Raw genomic sequence first — 20,606 nt, forward strand, 5'->3', positions numbered from 1 at the left:
CGACGATGGAAAGCTCGGCTTAGCGCCGCTTCGCCGGTCAGCTCAGCACCCCATACATCATCCAAGTGATGCAGCCGCCGAGCGCGATCACAAGCAGCGGCGGCAGGCGCGGGACTGCTATCAAAGTTACGGCCGCGGCAAGCGCGATTGCCACCGAGGCGATGTTTCCGCTCGTCAGACGCAATATCGAAATAACGCCGGCGATGATGAGACCGGTGCCGATCGGCGCGAGCCCTTCGCGCATGATGCGATGCCATGCTTTCTCGCGATGGGCGTTCGAGAACCGGAAGACGGCATAGCAAAGCAGCGAGGAGGGAAGGAAGAAGGCGAGCGAAGCCACGAGCGCACCCGTCCAGCCTGCCATTCTCCACCCGATCAGCGTGGCAAGCATGGTCCCGGGGCCGGGTGCCGCGCGGGAAACGGCGAAGAGCTCGACGAATTCCTTGGACGTCAGCCAGCCCCGCCCGGTGACGAGCTCGCTCTCCAGGCCCGCGATAATGCTGCCGCCGCCGCCGATCGAAGCCAGCGAGAAGGGCACAAAGATCATCACCAGCCCGATCAGAACATCATCGCGCATCGGCCGCCCCCCGTTTCCAGCGCAAGAGAACGCTGACCGGCGCAATGAAGGCCACAACGGGCAGAAGCGGCCATTGGAGGATGCCGACAGTAATGATGGTAACGATGGTGACGAACAGAGCCGCCCAGTTGCGGCGGGATCTCACGATGCCCCGCCAACCGACGGTGCTGAGCAGTCCCGTCGCCGCGGCGGCAACGCCGATCAGGCTCGCCTCGAGAGCTTTGGCATCGCCGAGATGGCCGATGATCACGCCAAGTGCTATGACGGCGAAAAAGGGACCGACCAGAAAGGCGAAGATGCAGGTGGCGGCTCCCAACGGCCCGCGCAGCTGCTCGCCCATGCAAACCACCATGTTGACGACATTGGCGCCCGGCAGCATCTGCGAAATCGCCATGCTGCTCGCAAAATCATCTTCGCTTATCCAGTTCCGCTTGCGGACGAACTCCTGATAGAGCCAGCCGGACAGACCTCCACCGAAGCTCAGGATCCCGATCCTGAAGCAAACGGTGAAAAGCATCAGCAGCGAAGTGGGTCTCAGAGGAATTGCCTGGTTTGCCTGGATATCCATGCTGGGCCGCGCGCTCTCATTGAAGCTCATGGAAGCGCGGCCGGTCCGGCCGGCTTCCCCGAACCGCCTGGCGGCTAACCGCCCGCCTGCCTATCCGCACGGGAATAGCCCTCGCCGAAATCCCAATTGCCCGGCACGTAGGGGCGGTCGACCTCGTGGCACCAGTTCTCCCAGCCGCGCTCGAACGTGAAGCCTGCACGACCGCGCTCGATGGCGGCGATCTCACCTGGGGAAAGATAGGTCACCTCCCCCAGCGCCATCGCCTTCATCTGCATGCCGGCATTGAGCTCCATGTAGACGGCCGTAAAGACAGCCTCGCGCAGCGAGCGCCCGACGACCGTGCTGCCATGCCCCCGCATGAGCGTCATCGTCCGCCCGCCAAGGCAGGCGGCGAGATCGCGACCCATGTCTATGTTGGTCACCAGAAGATTGGTGCTTTCGCCGAACTTGTGGCTGATATCCCACGTCGGAATGTCGTCGCCGATCGGCGCGCACATGTGCATGATCGGTCGAAGCTTCTTGCCGGTCACGGAAAACGGGATCACGCTCGGGCTGTGATTATGGACGACGGCATTGACCTCTGGTCTCGCCTCGTAGATGCCGGCGTGAATGAAACGCTCGGAATAAGGCTTGCCGGGCTCCGCGCCGATGCTCGTCCCGTCCAGCGTGAATTCCATGATATCAGAGGCTTCGATGATTGCCGGCGCCCGCGCCCGTGACAGGAAGAAGCTGTTCGGGTTCTCAGGATTTCTCACGCTGACATGTCCGAAGGAATCCAGAACCCCTTCGTTGGCCAAGATTCGGTTCGCCGTTACCAGTTCCTCAAGGAGATCGTGCTGATCCATCATCATATTTCCGTATATCGCCGCAGGGGTTGTCTTGTCGCTGCTCAGGCAACGACCGATGACCAGGTTTCAGGAATGATTCCATCGTCGACGGCACGGCCGACATAGTATTTCCAGAGCTTGGCCACGTGCCGGTCGCGATTGAAGGTGCGGCCGAAATCCTCGAGTTCGGCGGCCGTCAGGGGCTCGACCTCTCCCAAGAGATGCGCGTCGTAGAGCGCCTTGGCATTTTCGACGAAATGCACGGAATCGATCAACAGCGCCTTGACGGATTCGGCAACGATGACCTGGCCATGGGCGCGTATCTGCAGCGCCTGATGACCGCCAAGCGTCTTCGCCAGGGCGTGGCCGAGCTCGGAATCGCTGACATGGCTCGGATCCGGATGTACCGGGATGCCGCTCGCCCAGCGGATCGCGTGGTTCTTGACCGCCAGCAGCGGCTTGTTCTTGACGATCGTAAAGGTCGTGGCGAGATCGTCATGGAAATGCGCCACGGAATTGACGTCGGGACGCGCCTTCAGCACTTCGGTGTGGAGATAGACTTCGGCCGGCGCGCGGATGCCCTTCGGTCCGACGACGACCTTCCCTTCCATATCGCAGATCAGAAGATCGTCCGGTCCCAACGAGGCGCGGCTCTGGTCGAAGGACTGGATCAGGATATGCTGTCCGTCCGGCAGCCGGGCGCTGACATGGCCGCTATAACCGAGGATATCGAGACTGTTGAGAATCAGCGTGCAGGAGGCCACCTCCTCGCGCAGCCGGCGCTCCTCGACGTCGTATCCCGTACCGGACCTTGCTTCCTGAAAACCGCTCATTGAAACTCCTTGATGATATTCCTTGAATGTGAATGTAGAGGCCGCTCGTCAGTCCTCGAAGAGGACGCCGCGATAGAGCGGAATGGAAAGGATCTCTTCGAAGCTGACCCACAGGAACAGAACGACGGCAGCCGCGATCAAGATGCTGAAGAGCGGCTTCTTGCGGCCCTCCAAGATCATGTAGGAGGCCAGATAGACGGGCACTGAGGGCAGGATGCCGACAAGCATCACGCCCGCCGTAAAGGCGGCAACCCAACCGACCGCCAGCAGCTCACGGCGGCCGGATGGATGCTCGTCCTCCTCCTCGCTCTTGGGCATCTGAGTGATGCTGGTTCCAGGATTGAGATATTTACGGACGAGCTCGCCGGTGCGGGTCGCCGTGCGCGAGAGGATATCGAGCGCGATCAGCACCACCAGCGTATAGCAGACTAGGAGCGGGACCTCGCGCGAGGCGGGCGGATATCCGTAGGATGCGACGATGAAGATGCCGGTGATGGTAAGCAGCACGAGCGGCGGCGCGAAATTCTGGGCAAGCGCGCTGAAGCCTTTGGGGGATTCCTTCATGACAATTCCTCGGCCGTTTTCTGCCGCCGCGAGAGCGAGCGCAGCATCGGGAAGGTGAGAGCAAAGACGATCATAAACAGCAGCAAGGCCGAGATCGGACGGGTGACGAAGATCGACCAATGCCCGCTCGAGATCATCATCGTCTGGTCGAAACTGCGTTCGGCAAGTTCGCCGAGCACCAGCGCGATGACGAGCGGCAGGCGCGGATAATCGAAGCGGATCAGCAGATAGCCGATGATGCCGAAGACGAAGGCGAGCACGATGTCCCCCGCCAGCGAGTCGTTGGCATAGGCGCCGACGAAGGAAATGGCGATGACGGCGGGCACCAGGATATGGGCGTCGAGGCGCGTGATCATCGCCAGCGGGCGGACCATCATCAGGCCGATCACCGAAGCAAGTACGGATGACAGCGTCAGCGTCAGGATGAGACCGTAGATCTCCGCCTCGTGATGCATGATCATCGTCGGTCCGGGCTCCATACCGTGCAGCACAAGGACCCCGAGGAGCACGGCCATTTCGGCGGTGCCGGGAATGCCGAAGGCGAGTGTCGGAATGAGGTTACCACCGTCCTTGGCATTGTTGGCCGCTTCCGGAGCGATGACCCCCTCGATGTTGCCCTTGCCGAAGCTGTTCGGATCCTTGGAGGCTTGAACGGTGCTGAAATAGGCAAGGAAGGCGGCGACTGTCCCGCCGACGCCAGGGATCGCGCCGACCAACGTGCCGATCAGCGAGCCGCGAAGCAGCGTCTTCCAATATTTGAAGGAGGCCCATACGCCGTCGAGCGTCCCTGTCAGCCCCACCTTGTCCTTGTGCTTGGCGATCGAGCCGCCCTTAGCGGAGAGTTCGATCATCTCCGGGAAGGCGAAAAGGCCGATCATGGCCGGAGCCAGCGGAACGCCCTCCCACAGATGTTCGATGCCGAAGGTGAAGCGCGTGCCGCCATTGACGTTGTCGAAGCCGACGAAGGCAAAGAGCAAGCCGATACCGCCGACGATCATGGCCCGCAGCATGTTGCCCGGCGCGCAGGCGGCGATCGTCACCAGCCCGAGCACCGCAAGCAGGAAGAATTCCGACGGGCCGAAGGCGAGGACGATCGTCTTCGAGATCGGAATGACGAGCAGTAGCGTGAAGACGCCGATGACGCCGCCGACGGAAGACGAACTTGCCGAGGCGCCGAGCGCGAGACCTGCCTTGCCCTGCTGGGCGAGCGGATATCCGTCGAGGCAGGTCGCTGCGTTCGGCGCGCCGCCGGGCAGGTTGATGAGGATCGAGGTGACCGAGCCGCCGAAGGACACCGCACCCATCAGCCCGCCCGCTAGTGAAAGGGCGGCATAGGGGTCGAGACCGACGGTCATCGGCCCGAAGACTGCAAGCGCTGTCGTGCCGCCCATGCCGGGAACGACGCCGACGATGAGACCAATCAGCATCCCGATCGTCAGAAACAGAAGCGACTGCAATGTAAATACATTGCCAGCCGCGGTGAGCGCGACGTCAAGCATCGATCTTTCCCGATCCTCTGGTGCTTAGTTGGCAGGGCCAAGATATTGGCTGTACTGCTTGTAGAAATCGAACTGGCTTTCGAGCGAAGCCTTGGCCGCAGCCGCGTCGCCGGGTTCGATGTCGATGCCGCTTTCCTTCGACCACTTCACGGTATCCGGATCCTGCATGGCGGCCATCAGGCTGTCAGCCAGCGTTTTTGCGACCTCGGGCGGAAGGTCCGGTGGGCCTGCGACAAGCCTGCCGAGCGTCAGTTTGGAAAGTTCGGGGCGGCCCATTTCCGTAGCATTCTGCGCGCCGGGAACGGAGGACTTCTCCTCGAACGTACCTATAATGCGCATCTCGCCGGATTCGGCGAATTTCTTGAGAAGCGGCAGCGGGCCGATGACGGCATCGCCATCGCCGCGGATGACGGCAAGCACGTAGTCGTTGCTGCCCTTGTAGCCGGAGATGATCTCGCGCTTGATGCCGAGCATGTCGGTCGCGATCATCGTGGTGGAATAGGCGGTGGAAGACGGGCCGGAGGCTGTGAACTTGACCGGACGCCCGAGCGCCTTCAGGTCCGCTACAGTCTTGTAGGAAGAGGCGGAGGGAACGCCGACGCCGTAGTCATCGTGGCCGAAGCTTGCAAGCCAGGTCATCTTGGTCAGATCGTACTGCAGACCGCTGTCCCCACGGATCTGAGGAACCAGCATGCCGGGGATGTTGAATATGCCGATCGTGTAACCATCGGCCTTGGCACGGAAAACCTGCGCCGCGCCGCGCGCGCCGCCAGCGGCCGGAACGTTCGTCGGGACGACGTTGACGGATTGCGGCAGGTGGCGCTCCATGGTCGGCGAAATCGCCCGGACATACGTATCGAACCCGCCGCCGGGGCTTACCGGGATCACGAATTCAATATTCTTGGCCGGAAAATCGGCGGCCACCACCGGGGTCGCTGCCAGCGCAAGACAAGCAACGACTGTCTGAATAATCCCTCTCACTCTCACTCTCCTCCTCTTAACGTCCCGTGGGTATGGTCGGATACCGGACCGCATCGCCGGCATCGGTCGCCTTGCGCTCAACGAACGAAATTTGACCCGAAAACACGCATCAGGCGCCGGCGCTGCGAATGCTGTGCAGATCTGTGGCGCTGAAGTGCAATTTGAGAATGAGATCGACGTCCGACTGGTCGAAACGCATCTGCACCCTCCCCAACTGCTAGCGTGACCCAAACGGATACAGCCTGCCGGGTTCATAACAAGGATAGATTTTTGCTCGCTGCTATAATTTTAATTCGTAGCTCGCCACGCGCGAAATCCGCTTGCTCGGCAACTCCGCGCGGTCTCCGTCCTTTAGCGCGTCGCAAGCGGCCGGCATAATCGTGGCGAAACTCCCGACCCTACGCGGGATAGAATTTTGCTGCAACTCGATCTCTTTTGTATGAAAATTATGCCCAAATTCGTGTTCTTCCCAAAATCCCCGGAAATCCTTATGTAGGCTTTCTATTCCTTGCTACTCAGACCTCAAGAAGCCAAATGAGCGTTGAAGCCGCGCCCAATACAGACGGACAGCCGCTGTTGTTCGATACGGCTGCTTTCGCCTCGCCGCAGCAGGGGTTCGAACGGTTGTGCGAACTGATCGTCGACATCTGCGACGCGGCGATGCTTGGCGAGGTGGAGAATTTCCGTGTCGTCGCCAGCACCCTGCATCTTGGCAACGCGTTGCTGCTGGACGGGCGTTCGAGCGCCTTGCGCTATAACAGGACGCCCGAGCATATCGCGCGCGGCCTCGATCACTTTCAGCTCGTAATGTATCTCGGCGGCGGCGCTGAATTCATCGTTGGCGAGCGCACCTTCCTGCAGCGGGCGGGCGACGTCTCCCTCATCAATATGAGTAAACCCCACCTGACGCGTGAAATTCCGGGCGACGACGGCGTCGCCCGAGTTTTGAGCTTCATGCTTCCTCGCCCCTTGCTCGCGCCCCTGTTCGCCGCGATCGAAAACGTTCCGACGATCACCGTTGCAAGGCGCGAGACCGCATTTGGAGCCCTGATCGGCGAACATATGCTGGCGCTGAAGCGTTACGCGGCGCAACTGACGCAGGCCGAGCGCCAGGCGGCAGCGCAATCGCTGGCGCAGCTTGCAGCCGGCGGCATGGATTCCCACGCCGACAACACCGCCCCCCTCCCGAGCTCATCGCAAGAGGCGCTGCGCGCCCGGATCAAACGGCACATCGAGGACAATCTGAGCACAGCCTCGCTCGATGTGACGAACCTGTGCCGCCGCTTCGCGCTGTCGCGCGCAAGCCTCTATCGCCTGTTTGCGCCGCAGAGCCCCGCGAGCTACATTCAACAGCGCCGGCTGCACCGCGCCTTCGCCATCCTTGTTTCTCCGGCATTCCGCCCCTGGCGGATCATCGACGTTGCCGTCGAATGCCAATTCAGCTCGGACGCGACCTTCATCCGGGCCTTTCGTCGCGAGTTTGGCCTCACGCCCGGGGAGGCGCGCGAGCGGTCGCTGCGGACCTCCAATGCGCCTCCGGACGATCGTCCGGCCGAGCCTCGTCCCGACGCCGAAGCGGCGCGCTGGGTGGCCGAGCTCACAGGCGCCATTCCGCAACTCTCCGCGCTTCGCACCATCCGCCAGGAGAAATGAGACGGAGTGCAAAGCAAGCAGGGATGGAGAGCAAAGCCGCCGCTGTCGTCTTCTGCTACGGGCTGCGCTTTGCGATACAAGGAGATAGGCGTGATCAGGATCGGAATCGCTGTGTTTGGAGCTGCACTGCCTTTGATGAGCGTGGCCCCTGCTTTCGCGCAGGACCAGGCCGGAGTGATCTATCGCTGCGACGACGGCACGGCGGTCATTGCAAGCTTTGTGAATTCCACGAACGAGGTCCTGATCACGACAGGTGGCCGCAGCTTCCGTTTGCCGCAGGCGAGGTCCGGCTCAGGCGCGCGCTATACGGATGGCAGCGTGGTGTTCTGGATCAAAGGCGACGATGCGCAGTTTGAAGTGGCCGGCAGATCGACCAACTGCCATACGCAATAGTTCGAAGCTTGGATCGAATAAAAAAGGCGCCCACTCGGGCGCCTTCCGGAAGCAGCTTTGCGGCAACCGCGATCAGTTGGCGACGGCCATGCCGGCCTGCACCTCGACGATCGCCTGATCGACCAGGCTGATCGCGTTGAGGCGGTGGCCTCCCTTGTTGGTCGCACCTTTCTGCAACGATGATTTCGCAGAGACCAGCGAATTCAGCGCCGACTGCATGTAAGGCTGGTTACCGCCCCACTGAGCTTCGACGCGGCTCGGCTGCAGAAGGATCGCGGCGCTCGAAGCGAAGGCTATTCCAAGGCAAAAAGCGAGCGCCGTTCGGCGCGGCGGCAATGATAAAGATTTCATCAATAACTCCATTAAATCCAGCTTTGGTGGCGCAAGATCAATTATTTACGCCGAGCAAAATACGTGCGCGCGAATGAAGGGCAATGACCGGAGCGCATATTTATGAGGCTGGGAACGAAATTGATACGTTCAGAATACTTCGCTGAGACGATTGGCAAACGCTTGATATTATTATCGCTCAAACAAGGCCGGAGACGCGTGCGTCCCGCCGCTCTCGCCAAACATCTATCCACGCCAGCGTCTCATGTGAGAGCCGAATCGCGACTCTCCCGACAGTCGATCTGATTTCTCGCGTGTCCGGCTTCTCGGCCCTGACATCCCGTCCGATAAGGTCAGCTCACGCCTTCACCGCACAGATTGCGTAGCGGTGCTGCGTCGCCCTTTCCAGGCCCTTCAGGAAGGTGAAATTCCCTCTCTGCGTTTTGTGGATCGTGCGCATGTTCGTATCGATGCTTATGGTCGAGAAGCCAGCGTCCGTCAGCAACGCCGCCACCGCCTCGGCACGCGCACCTTTGGAAAAGTAGACCCGCGAAAGGATGCTCTTGTGCGTTTCGGCAAGGGCGGGCGGCTGATGCGGGCGAGCGGAGCTCCGGCGAAGCCGGGACAACGCATCGGCGAGCCGGTTCGCGAGGCGTGAGACGAGGCTTGGATTGACGAAATCGCTGTCGATGATCAGCAGCTTGCCGCCGGGTTTCAAAACACGGTGCCATTCGGCGAAAGCCGCCTTGGGATCGACGAGGGTCCAGACGAGATGGCGATTGATGATGATATCGTAGGAGGCGTCCGCCTCCATGGTATTTTCCGCGTCGCCCATGAGAAAACGGATTGCCTGGCCACGCGACTTCGCCTTGGCCCGTGCTCGCTCCAGCATTGGCTCCGCCCAATCGATGCCGGTGACGGAAAAACCGAGATCGTCCAGAAGATGGGAGACGACGCCCGTACCCGAAGCCAGATCCAGCGCCCTGCGGCTCTTGCCTTCTCCAAGATGCCTGAGAATGAGCTCATGCCAAGCAGCCCGCTCGGCCTCGGAGAAGATTTCATGACCCGGTTGCGTGTCGAAGGTCTCTGCCCTCACCGACCAATAGGCCTTGATCTCGTCTTTCAGACTGTAATTTGATTGGGCAGCGACCTGATGCATACACCCTCCAGAACCCGTGCCTGGAATTCTTCTAAAAGAAATAACTTGACTGTAAAAGTCATAAAATCATAAATCCACACCGAAACATTTCAACGGGGGTAAACGTGTTCAACGTTCGTGTGGTGGCAACCGCCGCCGCGCTTTCGCTCGCTCTTTTTTCGGGTGCAGCGGAAGCCGGCGAGAAGATGATGATAAAGGATATCAGTGGTCGCGAGGTCGAGATCAGCGTTCCCGTCGAGCGCGTTATCCTGGGTGAAGGACGGCAGATCTATTTTACGGCAACCCTGGACACCGACGCACCTTTCAAACGCATCGTCGGCTGGCGCGACGATTTCAAGAAGGCGGATCTCGACGGCTATAATGCCTATCTCGAGAAATACCTGGAGATGGACAAGATCCCTACCTTCGGCGGCATGAAGGACGGCACCTTCGACATCGAGCAGGCGGTCACGCTGAAGCCCGACGTCGTCATCATGAACATCGATGCCAAATCGGCGACCGAGGAAAGCGGTTATATCGAAAAGCTCGCCAAGGTAGGAATTCCGCTCGTCTACGTGGATTTCCGCGAGAAGGCCATGGAGCATACCGATGATTCCATGCGGATCATCGGCAAGCTCTACGGCAAGGAAGGGCGTGCCGAAGATTTCATCAAGTTCCGCAACGAGCAGCTCGCCCGCGTCACCGGCGTGATTGCCAAGGCGACGGACCTGAAGAAGCCCGTGGTCTTCATGGAGCGCGCCGGCGGCTATAGCGACGATTGCTGCATGTCCTTCGGCGACGAGAATTTCGGCGAGATGGTTGAACTCGCCGGCGGCACAAACCTGGCCAAGGACATCATCCCCGGTACCTTCGGGACGGTGAACCCGGAACAGATCATCGCCTCCAATCCCGATCAGGTGATCGTCACCGGCGCCAACTGGGAGCTCTACGTTCCTGGCGGCAAATGGGTGGGTTTGGGCGCCGGTGCCGACAAGGCGGAAGCCACCAGGAAGCTCGCGGCGCTGATGCAGCGGCCCGCCTTCACGGATATCAAGGCGGTTAAGACCGGCAACGTCCACGCGATCTGGCATCAGTTCTACAATAATCCGTACCAGTTCGTAGCGGTTCAGCAGATCGCCAAGTGGCTGCACCCTGACCTCTTCAAAGACCTCGATCCGGACGCGACCTTCAAGGAATTGCATCAGCGCTTCCTGCCGGTCGAATACCGCACGGGCTATTTCGTGTCGCTCAATACGGGTCTTTGAAATCTCGTGACACTTGAAAAGGGCTCGGCTTGATGGCCGTCACAATCGAAAACACGGCAGTTCTCCCAGGACGTGGTCAGTACCGCGCCCTGGCGGCGCGCCGGATCCTGATATTGTCCGGCCTTCTCGCGGCATTGATCCTGAGCGTCGCTGTGGACATGGGCCTCGGCCCCGCGCGATATACGCTGAGCGAAGTTCTCGCCGCGATCCTTTCGCCAGACACGGTCGAAAACAAGTTGCGGGTCGTAATCTGGGACATTCGCATGCCGATCGCGCTGATGGCGGTGACGGTCGGTGCCTCGCTCTCGCTTGCCGGCGCGCAGATGCAGACCATTCTGGCCAATCCGCTGGCCAGTCCCTTTACGCTGGGCATTTCCGCAGCCGCCGGCTTCGGTGCCGCACTGGCGCTGGTCGCGGGCATTGCCGTCTTTCCTGCTGCAATCCAGTTCATGGTGCCCGTAAACGCCTTTCTGATGGCGATGCTCGCCTCGCTCTTCATCTATGGCGTTTCGACGCTGCGCGGCGTCACCGTCGAGACCATCGTGCTGCTCGGGATAGCGCTGGTCTTCACATTCAACGCGCTTTTGTCGCTGCTTGAATATCTGGCATCCGAACAGGCGCTTGCCGCCGTCGTCTTCTGGACCATGGGCAGCCTGACCAAGGCCACCTGGATGAAGGTTGGCGTCACCTGCGCCGTCCTCGTCCTATGCATACCGCTCTTTGCCCGCCGCGCCTGGGCGCTGACGGCACTTCGCCTCGGCGATGACAAGGCTGCGAGCCTCGGTGTCAACGTCCGTTCACTGCGGCTCGAAACCATGCTTCTCGTTAGTCTGCTGGCGGCGATCCCCGTCTCTTTTGTCGGGACGATCGGCTTCGTCGGGCTCGTCGGGCCGCACATCGCGCGCATGCTGGTCGGCGAGGATCAGCGCTTCTTTCTGCCCGGATCAGTCATCTGCGGCGCGCTGTTGCTTTCGGTCACCTCCGTTGTATCGAAGACCCTGATTCCCGGAGCGATCCTGCCGATCGGTGTCATTACCGCACTCGTGGGCGTTCCCTTCTTCTTCTCCCTTATCTTCACCAACCGGAGGCGGGCATGGTAGCGCTCAGACTGGAGGGGGTCGGCGCGCGCTACGGCCGCACACAGGTATTCAACGGCATCTCGACCGATGTGCTGCGCGGCGGCGAATTGACCGCTGTGATCGGCCCAAATGCCGCCGGCAAATCGACATTGTTCAAGCGGATAGCTGGCCTTCTTTCCGGTCCGGGCGTTGTCCATGTCGAGGCAGACCGCGACGGCCATAGATCGATCTGCTACATGCCGCAGGATACCGGCGCCAACGCGGTTTTGACCGTCTATGAGTCGGTATTGCTCGCCGCCAAGCAGGGCTCCGGCTGGCGGGTCGCCGATCGCGAGCTGACGGAGATCGACCGGATTCTATCGGCGCTGCATATTTCAGATCTTGCCTTCCGGGATCTCGGCGCGCTTTCGGGCGGGCAGCGGCAATTGGTGGCGATTGCCCAGGCCTTGGTCCGCAAGCCCGAAGTGCTCCTAATGGACGAACCGACGTCGGCGCTTGATCTCTTCCGGCAGATCGAGGTGCTGGAGTTCATGAGAAAACTCGCCGCAGCCGACGGCATGGCTGTTCTGATCGCGCTCCACGATCTCAATCATGCGCTTCGCTACTGTACCCAGACGATGGTAATCGCCGGCGGCGGTTTAATTGCAAGCGGCCCGACCGAGGATGTCATCACACCGGATATGCTGCGCGAGGTCTACAACGTCATCGCTCGCATCGAATGCTGCAGCGAAGGCAAGCCGGTGGTCATCGTCGACGGCACGGTGGGATAAGAGAGCAACTCCCCTGCCCCGCGAACGGATTTGAAGCCATATATCTTTCGTTGGCTACCCTTGTCAGTGACGCCCGCTGATCGGAAACCCGTGCCCTTGCCGCCCCTTGCCGCGTTTGGAACTGGACGCGAAGCTTAAAGCCGTGAATAAGCACTTCCTTAAGTAATTCGATAGCGACTATTGCCTCGATGAGAATAAGATCGAGGCAAGTCGCACCGGTGATTCGCTGTTCCCAGTCTCAAAGCCAATCGTCTTGATGGGAAACGTATCCGACGCGCCGAAGAGAGGGGCCGCGTGAGCTACACGTTCGCAATAGGCGATATTCATGGCTGCATTGATCCGCTGAAGCGCCTGCTCGCTAACATCGCGGCCTACGCTTCGGGTGGCACCGTCGTCTTCCTGGGAGACTATGTCGACCGCGGACCGGACAGTCGATCCGTCGTCGAAAGGCTGATTTCCGGCCCGCCATCCTCCAGCTGGAAATGGATAGCGCTTAAAGGCAACCACGAAGATATGATGGTTGGTGTGCATGCTGGGCAATGCGATCAGTCATGGTGGCTCGCAAACGGAGGGCTCAAGACTATCCAGTCGTATGAAAACGAAATCCCCGAGTGGCATCTGGAATGGGCGCACAGCCTTCCGCTCATGCACATGGATGAGCATCGGATATTCGTTCACGCCGGCGTCCGGGAGGGCGCATATCTCGAAGACCAGACCCCCAAAGATCTATTGTGGACGCGAGTGCCAGATGACTATTCCAGCACTTACTGGGGTAAGCATCTCTGTCACGGTCATACGCCTTCGCACCAGAACCCTCTCACGGTCGGAAACCGCACCAACGTCGACAGCGCTTGCGTCTTCGGTGGCAAGCTGTCCTGCGCTGTCTTCGATGACAGCGTCCCTGGCGGCCCGATTGCTTTTCTCGATGTAAAGGCCTGAGCTGTTCGGAGATCAGCTCTCTTGGGCAGCAGTCGTCGCCCTTTCTGGGCGCGCGCGGCTTGCCATGAGCCCCGTGAGGCCGGTGGCGATGATGGCGGCCGCATAGATGTCGGTCGTCAGCTGGTAGCCGAGCGTCTTTACAAGAAACCCGGCAAGAATGGCGGGTAGGCTGAAGGCCAGGTAGCTCTGGACGTAGAAGGCTGACAGCAGCCCGGCGCGCTCATCCGCTTTGGCAAGCGGCATGATCGATCCGACAGTCCCGAGAAAGCTCGTGCCGAACCCCATCCCGGTGACCAGTGTGCCGATGATCAGGACCGGCACGTTGGCGAGGTGGGTCCCGGCGACGACGGTGAGGAAGCCGACCGTCGTGGCCGAAACGCCGAAGGTCACGTTTGCCCGCGGACTGCGCGCACGGCGCAGGAAGACGCTGACAGAGCCAGCAGCCATCAGCGCGGCCACGACCGCTCCTCCGGTCAGCGGCGCCCTGCTGCCGGTGGTCGAGGCTACAAGCGAGGGCACCAGTGACAGATAAAAGCCGCCAAGGGCCCAGTTGGCGATGTTGACTGGCGTGGCGAGCGCCAATGGCCGCTTGACTTGGGGCGGAATGGTAAGCCGCGGCTTGAGGGAGGCCAGGGCGCCCGTGCGTCTGCCGCCCGTTTCCGGCGTCGTCCATATCGCCGCCGCCTGCGCCGCAAAGCCAAGCAGGAGCACGCCATAGACGAGGTGAAGCGGGAAAGGGCCGTATTGAATGAACGCGCTGGTGCCGATTGCGCCGAACGCCATGCCCGTCAACGGTGCGAGCGAGTTCACGAGCTGGCCCTTGGCGCGGTCGACGTCGACAAGTGCTGCGCCAATCGAGGCGCCGGCAATGCCGGTCGCAAGGCCCTGCACGATGCGCGCCGCGATCAGCCAGTTGGGCCCATCCGCAACGACGAAAAGCGCCATGGCTGCGACTTCGAGAAGCAGCGCACCGAAAATCACCGGCTTGCGGCCGAGATGATCGGAAATCGAGCCGGCAATCAGCAATGCCGTCAGGAGTGCGAAGGCATAGACCGCAAAAACAACTGTCATGATCACCGGCGAGGCAGCGAAGTTCTCCTGGTAGATACGATAAAGCGGCGTCGGCGCTGCGGATGCGCCGAAGAAGGTGGCGAGCGTGACGGCATGGAAAGCAATCGGGTTCTTTGCGGCAGCTCCGGACTCTCTGGATTCGCGGGAGGAGAACATATATAACCCTCAAAAGCTAAATCGTTGCGTTTAGGCGATGTAAGTGAACGCGCCACTAAAAGCAAATAATTTGCGTTTATGGCTTCATGAAAATTTCTGAACCATCACCGAAGGAAGGGCCAGGATAGGAAAATGGCAGGCAGGGAAGGTCTCCGTCCGGGCGGCAGAAGTGCCAGGGTCCAGGCATCGGTTCACAAGGCTGTACAGGATCTCGTTGCGAAGATGGATCGCGCGGACCTGACAATTCCGATCATCGCAGCTGAAGCGGGGGTAACACCGTCGACCATCTATCGTCGTTGGGGCGATCTTCAGGAGCTGCTTTCCGACGTCGCCGTCGAGCGGCTGCGCCCCGACATGCAGCCGGTCGATACGGGAAGCTGCCGCGGCGACCTGCAGGCGTGGGCCGAGCAATATGCCGAGGAAATGTCCTCGAACCCCGGCCGAGAGATGATACGCGACGTGCTATGTTCGCAGGACGGCAGCGGCGCCTTTCAATGCCGCAATTTCACCAAGCAGCAGATCGAAGTGATCGTGCAGCGTGCCAGGGAGCGCGGCGAAGCGTTTCCGGATGTCGAGGCGATCATGGACCGCGTTGTCTCTCCGATCATGTACCGCATCCTTTTCGGCGAAACACCGGATGCTGCACGTGTCGAGCGTCTGGTGGCAGGGGCAACGGAGCTGATATCGCCAACGCCGGCTTCCGCCCGTAAATCTGCGTGATGTCCCTTCGACGCGGAGAGGCCCAAACTGCAGAGGGCCAGCCCCGCGTGACAAAGATCAGCCTCGTTTGTCCGGACGGGCGTGGAGCGGTTGGGCCCGGTGCCAGTTTTCAAGGATACGGCCGTCGGTATGCGTCTGCTTCGCCCAGCGGATGCCGTTCGAAATGACCCTGTGCACGTTCTTGTCGTGATAGATCGGATAGGTCTCGTGGCCAGGACTGAAGAAGAAGATACGTCCGCGGCCACGCTGGAAAGTGCAGCCGCTCCTGAATACTTCGCCGCCCGAATACCAGGAGATGAAGACGAGCTCGTCCGGCTGCGGAATGTCGAAGGGTTCGCCGTACATTTCCGAGGCATTCACCTCGAAATAAGGCGGCAGGCCCTCGGCGATCGGATGCGAGGGATTGACGACCCAGACGCGTTCGAGATCGCCATCCGGCGTCTCGCGCCAGGAGAGATTGGCATTCGTTCCCATCAGTCGCCGGAAGAGCTTAGAGTGGTGGCCGGAATGAAGTACCAGCAGCCCCATGCCCCTCAGCACTCGCTGTTGCACGCGGTCGATCAGCCCATCGCTCACCTCTTCGTGCGCCATGTGACCCCACCAGAGCAACACGTCGGTGTCATTAAGCACTGAATCCGGCAGGCCTTCGTCGGGATCGTCCAACGTACCGCGGCGGATTTCGAAATCGGGATGCTGGATGCCGGCGGCGATCGCTCCGTCGATGCGGTCCGGATAAATCTCCTGCACTTCCTTGTGCAGTTGTTCGTGGCGTCCCTCGTTCCAGATGGTGACCTTGATTGTCATGGCGTCCTCTATCTTATGAAGCTTGAGCAGGGCGAATGACCCGCCCGGTGGAATCGAACAAATGGCAGGCCGAAGGATCGGCCGCGAGCGAAACGCGGTCGCCCGGTCGCAGAGCGATGTCGCCCTCGGCGCGCACCACGATCGGCTGCGCCTGCGAGCCGACCGTCATGTAGGTTTCAACGCCGAGCCGCTCGACGATCACGACCTCGGCGGAAAAGATGCCCGGGGCTCCCGGCGTGATCTTCAGATGTTCCGGCCGGATGCCGAGCCTCGCCTCCCCTTGCGGCACAGCGCCACCTGCATCCGGCAGATCGAGCGAAAGCCCGATCGGGCTTTCGGCATGCAGCGTCCCGGCTTGCGGGCGCGTGACCGTCACCGGGATGATGTTCATCTTGGGCGAGCCGATGAAGGTCGCAACGAACTCGTTTTCCGGCCGGTGGTAGAGCGTCATCGGCGCGCCCTGCTGCGCAACGACACCTTTGTTCAGCACGACGATCCGGTCCGCCATGGTCATCGCCTCGACCTGGTCATGAGTGACATAGACGACGGTCGCCTTCAGCTCCCGATGCAGGCGCTGCAGTTCGGCACGCATCTGTACGCGCAACGCGGAATCGAGATTGGACAGTGGCTCATCGAAGAGGATCAGCGACGGCTTCTTGATGATGGCACGGCCGATCGCCACACGCTGCCGCTGACCGCCGGAAAGAGCCGCGGGCCGACGATCGAGATAGTCGGTCAGTTGCAGGATCTCGGCGACGTTTTCCACCTGGCGGCGGATGTCCGTTTCCGGCACTTTCTTCAGGCTGAGCGAAAAGCCGATATTTTCCGCCACCGTCATGTGGGGGTAGAGCGCATAGGACTGAAACACCATGGCGATCCCGCGTTTGTCCGGCGGGACGTCGTTGATGCGCTGGCCGTTGAGGATCAGGTCGCCGTCGTCGATACCCTCAAGGCCGGCGATCATCCGCAGCAATGTCGATTTGCCACAGCCGGAAGGGCCGACGAATACGGCGAACTCACCATCCTCCACGGTGATATCCACGCCCTTGATGACTTCCAGCGCACCGTAGAATTTGCGAACGTTCTTGAGATTGATCATCTTTGAAACTTCTTTCCGGAAATCAGCCTTTGACGCCGCCCGCGAAGGTCTGCACGAGGAAGCGTCGCGCGAAGCCAAAGGCGACCACGGCGGGCAGGAGGTAGATGAAGGCGAGCGCCGCAAGCAGGCCGTAATCGATCTCGTTGATACGCAGGAAGGCACGGAAAAGGCCGAGCGGCAGTGTCTGCAATTCCGGCGACGACAGGAAAATCAGGGGCAGCAGGAAGTCGCCCCAGGCCGACATGAAGGCAAACAGTCCCGCGGCCGCCAGTCCCGGCAGCGCAAGCGGGATAAGCACCCGGCGGATGCGCTGCACGAGTGTTGCCCCGTCCATCACGGCGGCTTCTTCATAGTCGCGTGGCAGCCCGTCGAAGAAGGTCTTCATGATCCAGAGCGCCAGCGGCAATTGCATGGTCGCAAGCACGAGGATCAGGCCGAGATAGCCATCGATGAAGCCGGTCCAACGCATGATCGGCCGGGCATACTCGCCGAAGATCGGGCGAAGCACAGCCCCTTCGGCATTGTTCAGCGTCAACAGGAACTTGTAGAGCGGCACGACGAGCGCCGTCGGCGGCAGCACGCGGATCAGCAGGATCGCATAGAGGAACGGCAGCTTCCACCAGGCCCGGGTCCGCGACAGCGCATAGCCGCCGAGCCCCGCCAGCACCATGACCAATACCGTCGCGCTGCCGACCACGAAGAGCGAATTGAAGAGCCATTTCGCGCCGTCCTCCTTGGTGAAGACGCGCATATAGTTGGCAAGCGACCACTGCTCCGGCCAGCGCAGGAAAAGCTGCGCATTTCCGTCGAAGGAGGCAAGCAGCACCCAGAAGAAAGGCACGGCGCAGAAGATCGAGATCAGCGACAGCGTTGCATAGGCAAGCAAATCGGAGCGGGTCTTGTTCGCGTTCTCGGCGGGAGAGATGGCACCCATATCAGACGTCCACCTTCATGGCCCGGACATAGCCGATACCGAGGACCAGCGAGATCAGCAGGGCGACGACCGCGACTGCCGCGCCATAACCGAGCTGGAATGCCGTAAAGGACTGGTTGTAGATGTAGATGCTGACGAGCTCTGTTGCACCGCCAGGCCCGCCGCGCGTGAGCGCATAGACGAGACCGAAGACGGCAATCGTCGAGACCGCGGAAATCAGCATGTAGAGGAGGATCGTTGGCATCATCAGCGGCAGGGTGATGCGGCGAAACATTTGCGACGGGGTCGCGCCATCCATGCGGGCAGCCTCGTAGATTTCGGTTGGAATAATGCTGAGGCCCGCCGTCAGCAGGATCATGGCGGTGGCGATGCCGCGCCAGGTGTTGACGATGATGATCATCGACAGCGGAAAGACCTGCAGCCAGTCGGCCGGCGTGACGCCGAAAAAGCTGACGATCCGGCTGAGCGTTGCTTGCTCGCCACCCGCCAGCATCGAGATCCACATGAAGCCCGCAACGACTTCCGGTGCTGCGTTCGGCAGAAGGATGATCGAGGAGAATATCTGCCGGAAGCGGATGTTCCGGCGAAGCGCGATCGCAGAGACCAAACCGAGGACGAACTGGCCGATGACCGCCGAGCCCAGCACGAAGAAAAAGGTGACGAGTAGAGAGTTCCAGAACTTCGCGTCGTTCAGAAGCCGCGCATAGTTGCGGATGCCGACGAAGCGCGGCCGAAGTGCTGCAGCGCCGGTCAGCGCTTCATTGGTGAAGCTCAGATAGACGGAGTAAAGCGCGGGATAGATCACGAAGGCGAGAAGCAGCGCCAGCGATGGCAGCAGGATCAGGAGAAGCTGCCGCTCGGCGCGCTTTTCGTGGACGTTTCGGACCATGGAAGCTCACAATTCCGTCGAAATGAAACTGGAAGACGCGGCGGCTCAGCCGCGTCCCCGGAATAATCGGAAGGGCAGCCTATTTGACCATGTCGTCGCCGAGTGTTTCCTTGACGTAGTCGACCAGGATCTTCTGGGCGCCGGCCGCATCGGTTTCCTTGCGCAGCAGCGCTTCGGTTGCTCGGGCAACGCCTTCGGCAACCGCGCCGAAGCCGGCAGCCTGCTTCAGAAACACCCCGTTTTCAGCGGCCGCCTGGATAGGAACCAGTTCGGTCAGCTTCTTGAAGTCGGCATTCTTCGCAGCGTCCTTGCTGGCGGGAATGTTGCCGATGCGGGCCGCATAGGACACCTGGGTCTCTACCGAGCCGATTTCCATCAGCGCCTTCTTCGCCAGTTCGACATTGGTGGACTTGGAGTTGACCGCCCACGGCGCCGCAAGGTTGGCAATCACATACTGGCTGCCATTTTGTCCCGGAACCGTCCAGGTGCCGACGACTTTCGTCACGTCCGGGATCGGATTCTTGCTTTCGCGGCCCCAGTCGAAGATGTAGCACCAGGAGCCGCAGGTGGTTGCAGCAAGCTTGCCGGCCGGGAACATCTGATATTTCGGCACGACCCACGGTTCCGGTCCAAGCAGCGGCTGCGTCGGCATCAGATCGTTGTCGATTAGCTGCTTGTAGACGTCGAAGACGTCCTTGACGCCCTCGCCATTGAGGTCGAGCTTGCCATCGGCATCGACGATCTGCGGCGTCTTGGAGCCGACAATCAGGTGCTGGAAGCCTTCGTCGAAGGCGCCACTGCCCCAGGAAACGCCCGCCGGGAACAGCAGGCCGTAGGCGCCGGTCTTCTTCTTGATTTCGGCGGCGCGATCAAGAAGCTCCTTCCAGGTCTTCGGCTGCTCGGTGGAGATGCCCGCCTTATCGAGAACGTCCTTGCGGTAATAGATCTCCTGAATGCCGAGCATGAACGGCATCACATAGGTTTCGCCGTCCGGGCTGACGGCGAGCTGCTTGGCGACATCATAGAGGGAGCCGTAGCCTTCCCACGCCTTGAACTCGCTGCTGATCGGCGCGAGGTAACCGGCTTCGACCATGTCGGCGACGGCAGCCGTCGTCGGAATCGAGAAGAGGTCTGGAGCATTCCCGGCCCCGAGTTCCGTGAGCAGCTTGGTCAGATAGTCCTTGTCCGGCGCGGGATATTCGATGACCTCGACGGTCACCCCATACTTCTTTTCGATGCGCTCGACGGTCGACTTCATGGCGTCGATGCCGGCTTGGCCGTGGTTGGCGATTCGGATTGTCTCGGCATGCGCCAGCGTCGAAACGGCGCTGAGCAAAATGGCGCAGAGGCCACCAATGACCGTCTTCTTCAACGGAAGTCCTCCCTTTTGGTACACGGCGCCCTCCAGCACCGTGCGTAAAAATGTACACGCATTCGCAGTTAAGACAAGATGGATATTAAGAAGCGCTGAGCCTATGCATTATATATCTGATTTTACTTCATAATTTTAGATATTG

At 60.7% G+C, this 20,606-nt stretch carries 22 protein-coding genes; 7 read left to right on the forward strand and 15 right to left on the reverse strand.

What is annotated here, in order from left to right; translation table 11 throughout:
* Positions 1–37: 37 nt before the first annotated feature.
* Genes HGP14_RS27580 through HGP14_RS27610 form a run of 7 tightly spaced genes read right to left on the reverse strand, consistent with a single transcriptional unit; the run spans position 38 to position 5,849 of the window.
* On the reverse strand, positions 38–577 hold the full coding sequence (locus tag HGP14_RS27580; protein ID WP_168833054.1) for a chromate transporter: 540 nt from the start codon (positions 575–577) through the stop codon (positions 38–40).
* A complete protein-coding gene (locus HGP14_RS27585; protein ID WP_168833055.1) occupies positions 567–1,175 on the reverse strand; it encodes a chromate transporter in 609 nt (202 codons plus the stop codon). Before HGP14_RS27585 ends, HGP14_RS27580 begins: the two co-directional genes overlap by 11 nt.
* Before the next feature lie 44 nt (positions 1,176–1,219).
* Positions 1,220–1,990, reverse strand: coding sequence for a class II aldolase/adducin family protein (locus HGP14_RS27590; RefSeq protein WP_168833056.1), 771 nt, complete (start codon positions 1,988–1,990; stop codon positions 1,220–1,222).
* 44 nt (positions 1,991–2,034) lie between these two features.
* Complete coding sequence (locus HGP14_RS27595; RefSeq protein ID WP_168833057.1) at positions 2,035–2,805, reverse strand: class II aldolase/adducin family protein; 771 nt, start codon at positions 2,803–2,805, stop codon at positions 2,035–2,037.
* 48 nt (positions 2,806–2,853) lie between these two features.
* Positions 2,854–3,369, reverse strand: a complete 516-nt coding sequence (locus HGP14_RS27600) for a tripartite tricarboxylate transporter TctB family protein (protein ID WP_168833058.1) — start codon at positions 3,367–3,369, stop codon at positions 2,854–2,856.
* Complete coding sequence (locus HGP14_RS27605; protein WP_168833059.1) at positions 3,366–4,868, reverse strand: tripartite tricarboxylate transporter permease; 1,503 nt, start codon at positions 4,866–4,868, stop codon at positions 3,366–3,368. The genes HGP14_RS27600 and HGP14_RS27605 overlap by 4 nt, the downstream gene beginning before the upstream one ends.
* Positions 4,869–4,892: 24 nt before the next feature.
* Complete coding sequence (locus tag HGP14_RS27610; RefSeq protein ID WP_168833060.1) at positions 4,893–5,849, reverse strand: Bug family tripartite tricarboxylate transporter substrate binding protein; 957 nt, start codon at positions 5,847–5,849, stop codon at positions 4,893–4,895.
* A 576-nt stretch (positions 5,850–6,425) separates the two neighbouring features.
* Between HGP14_RS27610 and HGP14_RS27615 the strand changes: the two genes are divergently transcribed.
* Together HGP14_RS27615 and HGP14_RS27620 are read left to right on the forward strand one after the other, a co-directional pair.
* The gene (locus HGP14_RS27615; RefSeq protein ID WP_168833061.1) at positions 6,426–7,502 is read left to right on the forward strand and encodes a helix-turn-helix domain-containing protein; all 1,077 of its coding nucleotides are present in this window, start codon (positions 6,426–6,428) and stop codon (positions 7,500–7,502) included.
* 90 nt (positions 7,503–7,592) lie between these two features.
* On the forward strand, positions 7,593–7,895 hold the full coding sequence (locus HGP14_RS27620) for an MliC family protein (RefSeq protein WP_168833062.1): 303 nt from the start codon (positions 7,593–7,595) through the stop codon (positions 7,893–7,895).
* Between the two features lie 72 nt (positions 7,896–7,967).
* Here the strand turns inward: HGP14_RS27620 and HGP14_RS27625 are convergent, their stop codons facing one another.
* A complete protein-coding gene (locus tag HGP14_RS27625) occupies positions 7,968–8,246 on the reverse strand; it encodes a hypothetical protein (protein WP_168833063.1) in 279 nt (92 codons plus the stop codon).
* 337 nt (positions 8,247–8,583) lie between these two features.
* The gene (locus HGP14_RS27630) at positions 8,584–9,384 is read right to left on the reverse strand and encodes a class I SAM-dependent methyltransferase (RefSeq protein WP_168833064.1); all 801 of its coding nucleotides are present in this window, start codon (positions 9,382–9,384) and stop codon (positions 8,584–8,586) included.
* 104 nt (positions 9,385–9,488) lie between these two features.
* Between HGP14_RS27630 and HGP14_RS27635 the strand changes: the two genes are divergently transcribed.
* The 4 genes from HGP14_RS27635 to HGP14_RS27650 all read left to right on the forward strand — a co-directional run bounded on the left by HGP14_RS27635 (position 9,489) and on the right by HGP14_RS27650 (position 13,416).
* Positions 9,489–10,628, forward strand: coding sequence for an ABC transporter substrate-binding protein (locus tag HGP14_RS27635; protein WP_168833065.1), 1,140 nt, complete (start codon positions 9,489–9,491; stop codon positions 10,626–10,628).
* 32 nt (positions 10,629–10,660) lie between these two features.
* Positions 10,661–11,728: a FecCD family ABC transporter permease gene (locus HGP14_RS27640; protein ID WP_168833066.1), complete on the forward strand. Its 1,068-nt coding sequence runs from the start codon at positions 10,661–10,663 to the stop codon at positions 11,726–11,728.
* Complete coding sequence (locus HGP14_RS27645) at positions 11,722–12,477, forward strand: ABC transporter ATP-binding protein (RefSeq protein WP_168833067.1); 756 nt, start codon at positions 11,722–11,724, stop codon at positions 12,475–12,477. The genes HGP14_RS27640 and HGP14_RS27645 overlap by 7 nt, the downstream gene beginning before the upstream one ends.
* Before the next feature lie 294 nt (positions 12,478–12,771).
* Positions 12,772–13,416, forward strand: a complete 645-nt coding sequence (locus HGP14_RS27650; RefSeq protein WP_168833068.1) for a metallophosphoesterase family protein — start codon at positions 12,772–12,774, stop codon at positions 13,414–13,416.
* 12 nt (positions 13,417–13,428) lie between these two features.
* Here HGP14_RS27650 and HGP14_RS27655 read toward each other — a convergent pair whose 3' ends face one another.
* Complete coding sequence (locus HGP14_RS27655) at positions 13,429–14,643, reverse strand: MFS transporter (RefSeq protein ID WP_168833069.1); 1,215 nt, start codon at positions 14,641–14,643, stop codon at positions 13,429–13,431.
* A 132-nt stretch (positions 14,644–14,775) separates the two neighbouring features.
* On the opposite strand from HGP14_RS27655, the gene HGP14_RS27660 reads away from it, so the two are divergent.
* A complete protein-coding gene (locus HGP14_RS27660) occupies positions 14,776–15,363 on the forward strand; it encodes a TetR/AcrR family transcriptional regulator (protein ID WP_168833070.1) in 588 nt (195 codons plus the stop codon).
* 57 nt (positions 15,364–15,420) lie between these two features.
* On the opposite strand, the gene HGP14_RS27665 is transcribed toward HGP14_RS27660, so the two are convergent.
* The 5 genes from HGP14_RS27665 to HGP14_RS27685 form a co-directional block, all read right to left on the reverse strand.
* Complete coding sequence (locus tag HGP14_RS27665; protein WP_168833071.1) at positions 15,421–16,167, reverse strand: ThuA domain-containing protein; 747 nt, start codon at positions 16,165–16,167, stop codon at positions 15,421–15,423.
* A 13-nt stretch (positions 16,168–16,180) separates the two neighbouring features.
* Positions 16,181–17,266, reverse strand: a complete 1,086-nt coding sequence (locus HGP14_RS27670; protein WP_168833072.1) for an ABC transporter ATP-binding protein — start codon at positions 17,264–17,266, stop codon at positions 16,181–16,183.
* Positions 17,267–17,288: 22 nt separating this feature from the next.
* Positions 17,289–18,200 carry a carbohydrate ABC transporter permease gene (locus HGP14_RS27675; protein ID WP_168833073.1) on the reverse strand — a complete coding sequence of 304 codons (912 nt, stop codon included), beginning with the start codon at positions 18,198–18,200 and terminating at the stop codon, positions 17,289–17,291.
* A gap of 1 nt (position 18,201) precedes the next feature.
* Positions 18,202–19,089 carry a carbohydrate ABC transporter permease gene (locus tag HGP14_RS27680; RefSeq protein ID WP_168833074.1) on the reverse strand — a complete coding sequence of 296 codons (888 nt, stop codon included), beginning with the start codon at positions 19,087–19,089 and terminating at the stop codon, positions 18,202–18,204.
* A gap of 79 nt (positions 19,090–19,168) precedes the next feature.
* The gene (locus HGP14_RS27685; protein ID WP_168833075.1) at positions 19,169–20,461 is read right to left on the reverse strand and encodes an ABC transporter substrate-binding protein; all 1,293 of its coding nucleotides are present in this window, start codon (positions 20,459–20,461) and stop codon (positions 19,169–19,171) included.
* Positions 20,462–20,606 lie beyond the last annotated feature (145 nt).

Source organism: Rhizobium sp. P32RR-XVIII, from assembly GCF_012641395.1.
Lineage (GTDB): Bacteria > Pseudomonadota > Alphaproteobacteria > Rhizobiales > Rhizobiaceae > Rhizobium.